At 31.3% G+C, this 5017-nt stretch carries 6 protein-coding genes; 3 read left to right on the top strand and 3 right to left on the bottom strand.

All coding sequences use genetic code 11. From position 1 onward, the window contains the following. The first annotated feature begins 248 nt into the window (after positions 1–248). Together N4A57_RS04800 and N4A57_RS04795 are read left to right on the top strand one after the other, a co-directional pair. Positions 249–623 (top strand): hypothetical protein, encoded by a 375-nt coding sequence (locus tag N4A57_RS04800; protein WP_293656465.1) that lies wholly within the window; start codon positions 249–251, stop codon positions 621–623. Then, entirely contained in the window at positions 610–1656 is a 1047-nt protein-coding gene (locus N4A57_RS04795; RefSeq protein WP_293656464.1) for a phosphodiester glycosidase family protein, read from the top strand. Before N4A57_RS04800 ends, N4A57_RS04795 begins: the two co-directional genes overlap by 14 nt. A 257-nt stretch (positions 1657–1913) precedes the next feature. Here N4A57_RS04795 and N4A57_RS04790 read toward each other — a convergent pair whose 3' ends face one another. Then, positions 1914–3011, bottom strand: a complete 1098-nt coding sequence (locus N4A57_RS04790) for a hypothetical protein (protein WP_293656462.1) — start codon at positions 3009–3011, stop codon at positions 1914–1916. 303 nt (positions 3012–3314) lie between these two features. Continuing rightward, positions 3315–3533, bottom strand: a complete 219-nt coding sequence (locus tag N4A57_RS04785) for a KTSC domain-containing protein (RefSeq protein ID WP_293656461.1) — start codon at positions 3531–3533, stop codon at positions 3315–3317. Between the two features lie 129 nt (positions 3534–3662). On the opposite strand from N4A57_RS04785, the gene N4A57_RS04780 reads away from it, so the two are divergent. Beyond that, positions 3663–4202, top strand: coding sequence for a helix-turn-helix domain-containing protein (locus tag N4A57_RS04780; protein WP_293656460.1), 540 nt, complete (start codon positions 3663–3665; stop codon positions 4200–4202). Positions 4203–4316: 114 nt separating this feature from the next. On the opposite strand, the gene N4A57_RS04775 is transcribed toward N4A57_RS04780, so the two are convergent. Continuing rightward, complete coding sequence (locus N4A57_RS04775; protein WP_293656458.1) at positions 4317–4694, bottom strand: hypothetical protein; 378 nt, start codon at positions 4692–4694, stop codon at positions 4317–4319. Positions 4695–5017: the final 323 nt, after the last annotated feature.

Here is a 5017-nt window from a genome sequence, read left to right as displayed (position 1 = left end):
TGAATCTTCGTATATAGGTTCATGAGTCATGTTGGAGTAGCATAGGATGTTGTGACGTTCCAGGGTTCCAAAGATTTTCAATATATTTTCCCTTAAAGGCAAGTTACTGTATAAAGAAATCTTAGTGTTACGAAATCTATAGTGTTAGTCACAAAAAATTAAGAAAACTGTAATCTTTATTAAATTGATAATATGAATGTCTTATGGTAGTATTATAAAATGTGGACCTCATATGAAAGGATGGTATTATGGAGAGCAGAAAAGAAAAGAAAAAAGGGAAAAGTATATGGATAAGTATTTTAATATTTATAGTTAGTGCAGGGGTTTGGTCAGCTGTTTCATATTATGGATACACATATGCTAAAAACTATATAGATACTTCTATACAAAAGGTTCAACAGGAAAATGCCTTGAACATAAAAGGAGTAAATGAGCAAATACAATTATTAACTGCGGAAATAAAGGATTTAAGAAGCAGTATAAGAGATACGGATAGTTCTATTAGTGACTCTGCACAAGTGCAAGGAAAGATAGATGATAAATTAAAGTCTCTTGACTCTCAGCTAAAGAAGTTAGAAAGCACCCTAAAAGTACTTCAGGAGGCACCAAATGTCAAAAATTAACATATTTTTCTTGTTTTTATTGGCACCTTTTATAGGAATTTTTATGGTGAGTCAAGAATTTGTAGATGAGAGTAAGTACCTAGTTATGAATACTGCTAGTATGAGCCAATCGGTGGAATCACTAGGGAAAAGTGTAGAGGATTTAGAGGAATCTATAGAAGAATTTGGATTAATAGTGGAGCAACAAAAGGAAGTATTTAATCAACAAAATGAATTGATAACAGAGTTATCCGATAAAAGTGATAACCAAAGAAAATTATCAAATGATATATATGAACAAAAAATACTAGAAATGTTAGGTCCAGCAGTAAAGACACATATAAGTAGTAAGACAGAAATAAAAATATTTAAATTGGCAGAATTAGGTTATAGGGGATATATTGCCAAAATCAAATTATTTGATCCAAATGCATTTAAAGTTGTGTTAGGAAAAGACACTTTAGGTAAACTAGAAACCACATCAAAGGCAGCTAAAAGAATAGGTGGAATTTTGGCCATTAACGGTGGAGGTTTTTATACAGAGAATAGAAATGGAAAGAGTTATGCTCAGTTAATAGGTAATACAGTAATTAATGGTAATCTAGTGGAGCCTTTTAACGGATACCCTGGAGATTTGTTCTTTACAGGAATCAATAAAAGGGGACAAGTTATAGGAACAGTACCTAAAACAGAAGGGGATATAATGAATTTAAATCCTTATCAGGGGGTTAGTTTTACTCCTGTTTTAATTAGGGATTTTCAAAAGATACAAATCCCTTCTAAATGGGCTAAAACTAATCAACCTAGAACTATCATAGGAAAATATTCTAATGATGATTTGATTATGATTGTAATAGATGGAAGACAGGAAAAATGGAGTAAAGGTGTGAGCCTTGAAAGGGTACAAGATAAGTTATTAGAACTAGGAGTAAAGGAAGCATATAACTTAGATGGCGGTGGCTCAAGTGCCATGTACTATAATGGAGCCCTTTTAAATAGACCTTCTGATGGTCGTGAAAGGCCCGTTGTAAATAATATAGTTATTATGCCTTAAATATTAAGTTAAGGCATATTCAAAAAATAAATTAGTCATTTCACTGGTTATTTGAATTATTTTCTTCGTTATGGAATCGCTTGCATATGTTCAATATGCTCGCTCACCATGCCTTGAAAATAATCCAAATCCCTCAGAGAACTGACTAATTTATTTCTTTCATATGCCTAAGACTGCCTAAAAATCCTTTGAAGGATTTTAGGCAGTTTATTTTTGTACTATAAAGAATTTTAGACTTAGGCATATGAAAATTTGTTCTAAGGTTCTAATACTAGGGATTTTTCACAGTATTTAGTTTTATAGCTATAGGCATTGTAATCAAATTGCGCTTTACTAAAGGTTGCGTAAGGATTGTATTTTTTATCATTTAATTTATCCACATAGTCTAGAAGTCTCTTGCCAGGTCTTATTGAAAATTGTTGACAAAGTTGATAGGCAGCAATTTTTTGTGCCTTTGATTGGGGTTCAAAGTCCACGTGAATACTTAATTCTTCTTTAGATTCTATATTTATTTTTTTTCTGAAGGACTGGGTATAAATGGTAGAATCAATTTTTCTCAATTGATGAAAATATTCCTTTTCCTTTTCCGGATCAGGACTATATATACCTGTACTATTTCCAAGTTGGTAAAATTCTGATTTATCAATACCGAAGTTTAAATGTATAGTATTACTGGAAATCACATCTGGTTCTAGGCCACTAGCTTGGGATAAAAGGCTCCAGTAGGAAGTGCATAGTAGATGAGAACCCCTTGCCACATTAGCATTTTTATCTATTAGTATAGTAAAGATTTTCTGTCCCCTTTTAAAGGATATGGGTTTATTATACTCTTTTACAAAGGTTCCATTCATATCTAAGTATCCTAACCTATCTTCATATTTAGGTAGTATTAAAAACATAGATGGAGTACTTATTTTAGCATATACATTGATGGGAACATAGTCTAGAAGAGATCCTTGTGTTTCTTCAACTACTATTTTAGAAGGAAATCCCCTATGAAACCAATTAGGATCTGCTTTGGGAAAGGAAGTGAATCTTTGGCCAAAAGTATTGTTATTCCTGTTTCTTGGATTTATTTCTAAGGATGTTGGCTTCACAGATATAAAATGACTTATGGCATCCTTATGAAGTTGTCTATTTTGCCATTTATTTTTTTCCCAAACTTGACAACTTACATGGTCCTTTTGAATAGAGTTTATCCAGGCCCAAAAGGATGAACCCCTTTTATCCCATATATAAGTACATGTGTCAAAACAGTTACAGAGTTCCTTGTAATTTGTTTTTTCTAATAAGTTGGAAGGAGTTGGTATTAAACTTGGAGGAGACTTTGGTGGCTTTAATTTCATATTTCTCATATAATTTACCTCCCATTATAAATAATCCAATAATATTTATTTTATGTAAAAAGGTGTATATTGTGAAAAGTATTTAACTAAACTAGATTTATCATGGGGAAAGTGGCTTTATATGCTCCCTTTTTAGACAAGTTACTGTATGGTTAAAGCTTTGAGTTTATAAATGCATATGGGGAGTAATAATTTATTGTTGCCAAGAAAAAGAATATTAAGTATTATTAAACATAGGAATATTACAGGAGAAGGATAGTTAAATAAAAAAATAAAGCAAATATACATTTGCTTTATGATGATTTAGTTATTTTAAAAACCAGTAACTCTTTTATGAGGATAATTATTACGAATCCTATTATGTAAGAAATACCCACGAATTGGAGCTTTGGTTAAGTCACTATAGACATATTTGGGGACTCCATAATGATTATACATTTCTCCGTCGGAAAACTCTATTGTTAAAATTTGCTCACTTAAATCATATTTGATAGACTTTATATTGTCTGTGAAAGGTGTTTCAAAAGACATTATAATTCCCCCTTGTGTTATAATACTAGCATAGAATGATTATACCAAATTAATAATTAGAAAAATGTAAAAAACTGTAGTTCACAAAAAATAATATAAAGAATAAAAAAACTGTGGGGATTGGTACGTATGGAAATTGGTTCAAAAATAAAATCATTAAGGACTGTAAATGGCCTTACTCAAGAGGAACTTGCCATAAGGTCAGATTTGACAAAAGGATTTATTTCTCAAATAGAGAGGGATTTAACATCTCCATCTATAGCTACTTTAATGGATATATTAGAAGCCTTAGGAACGGACATTGAAAAGTTTTTTAGTAATCCTATTGAAAAGAAGGTAGTATATACAAAAGAAGAAATAATATCTAGTGAAAACGACAAATTTAAACATTCTATAGATTGGTTAATCTCTAATGCACAAAAAAATGTCATGGAGCCCATACTTATGACCATTGAAAGTGGAGGTCAATCAAATATGGATAAACCCCATGAAGGGGAAGAGTTTGGATATGTATTATCAGGAAGTGTATATGTGGTACTTGGAAAATCAAAATATAAGGTAAACAAGGATGAGAGTTTTTACTTTAAAGCAGATAAGGATCATTACTTGGAAAATTCCTTTAAAAGAGTTGCAAAGGTCATATGGGTATCTTGTCCCCCTTCCTTTTAGGAGGAGTACCTAAAACAAAAATGGTGTAATAAAGGACCCTTTATTACACCATTTTTATGTGTAAATTATATTTAGGAAACTATTGGGATTAAAGAAGTAGGATTTTCATATGCCTTACCAAATGGCAGCTAATATTAAAAACCATAATAGTAAACTAGTACCACTTACGTATTGTTGTTGGGGTGGATAGGAATTTGCACCAGGTCTAACTCTAGTATTTTGGGAAAGAAGCCTCTTTACATACTCTATATTTGAACGTGTCTCATCCGTTACAAAACCCTGCATTTGAGCTAGGGCATCTAAGTTTTGTATATGTTGATCAATAACATCTTGACTAACCCTTGACTTCAATCTTAAAATATCTCTAGAAATTTGTCTTTTATTTTTATTTTTATATTCATTACGAAACTTTTCAAATTCCTCCTGCTCCTCAGGGGATAATAGACTAGAATTTAAAACATAAGCAAAAGCATGATTAGACAGATCCTTCATGATTTCACCTCCTGAAAATTTTCTTTGTACTAATACTTTATGTGGATATAAGAAATTTGTTCCATAATCATAAAAAAAATTTGTAAATATAGATTTACCTTAATAGATAAGTTATTGTATAAACTTAACTTTGAGTTGATAAATCTATATAGATTTCTGGTGTATAAAATTGCTTTATGTGAGCCTATTTCAGGAAAATATATTGAAAATCTTTTCCACCCAAGTCCTTGTCACAAGCGAAAGTGTGAATCTTCGTATATAGGTTCACGTGTCATGTTGGAGTAGAATAGGATGTTGTGACGTTCCAGGGTTCCAAAGATTTT

The organism is Anaeromicrobium sp., from assembly GCF_025210435.1.
In the GTDB taxonomy this organism is placed as follows: domain Bacteria; phylum Bacillota; class Clostridia; order Peptostreptococcales; family Thermotaleaceae; genus Anaeromicrobium.
Note: the sequence above shows the minus strand (reverse complement) of the source record. Positions and strands in the feature narration are given on the sequence as shown.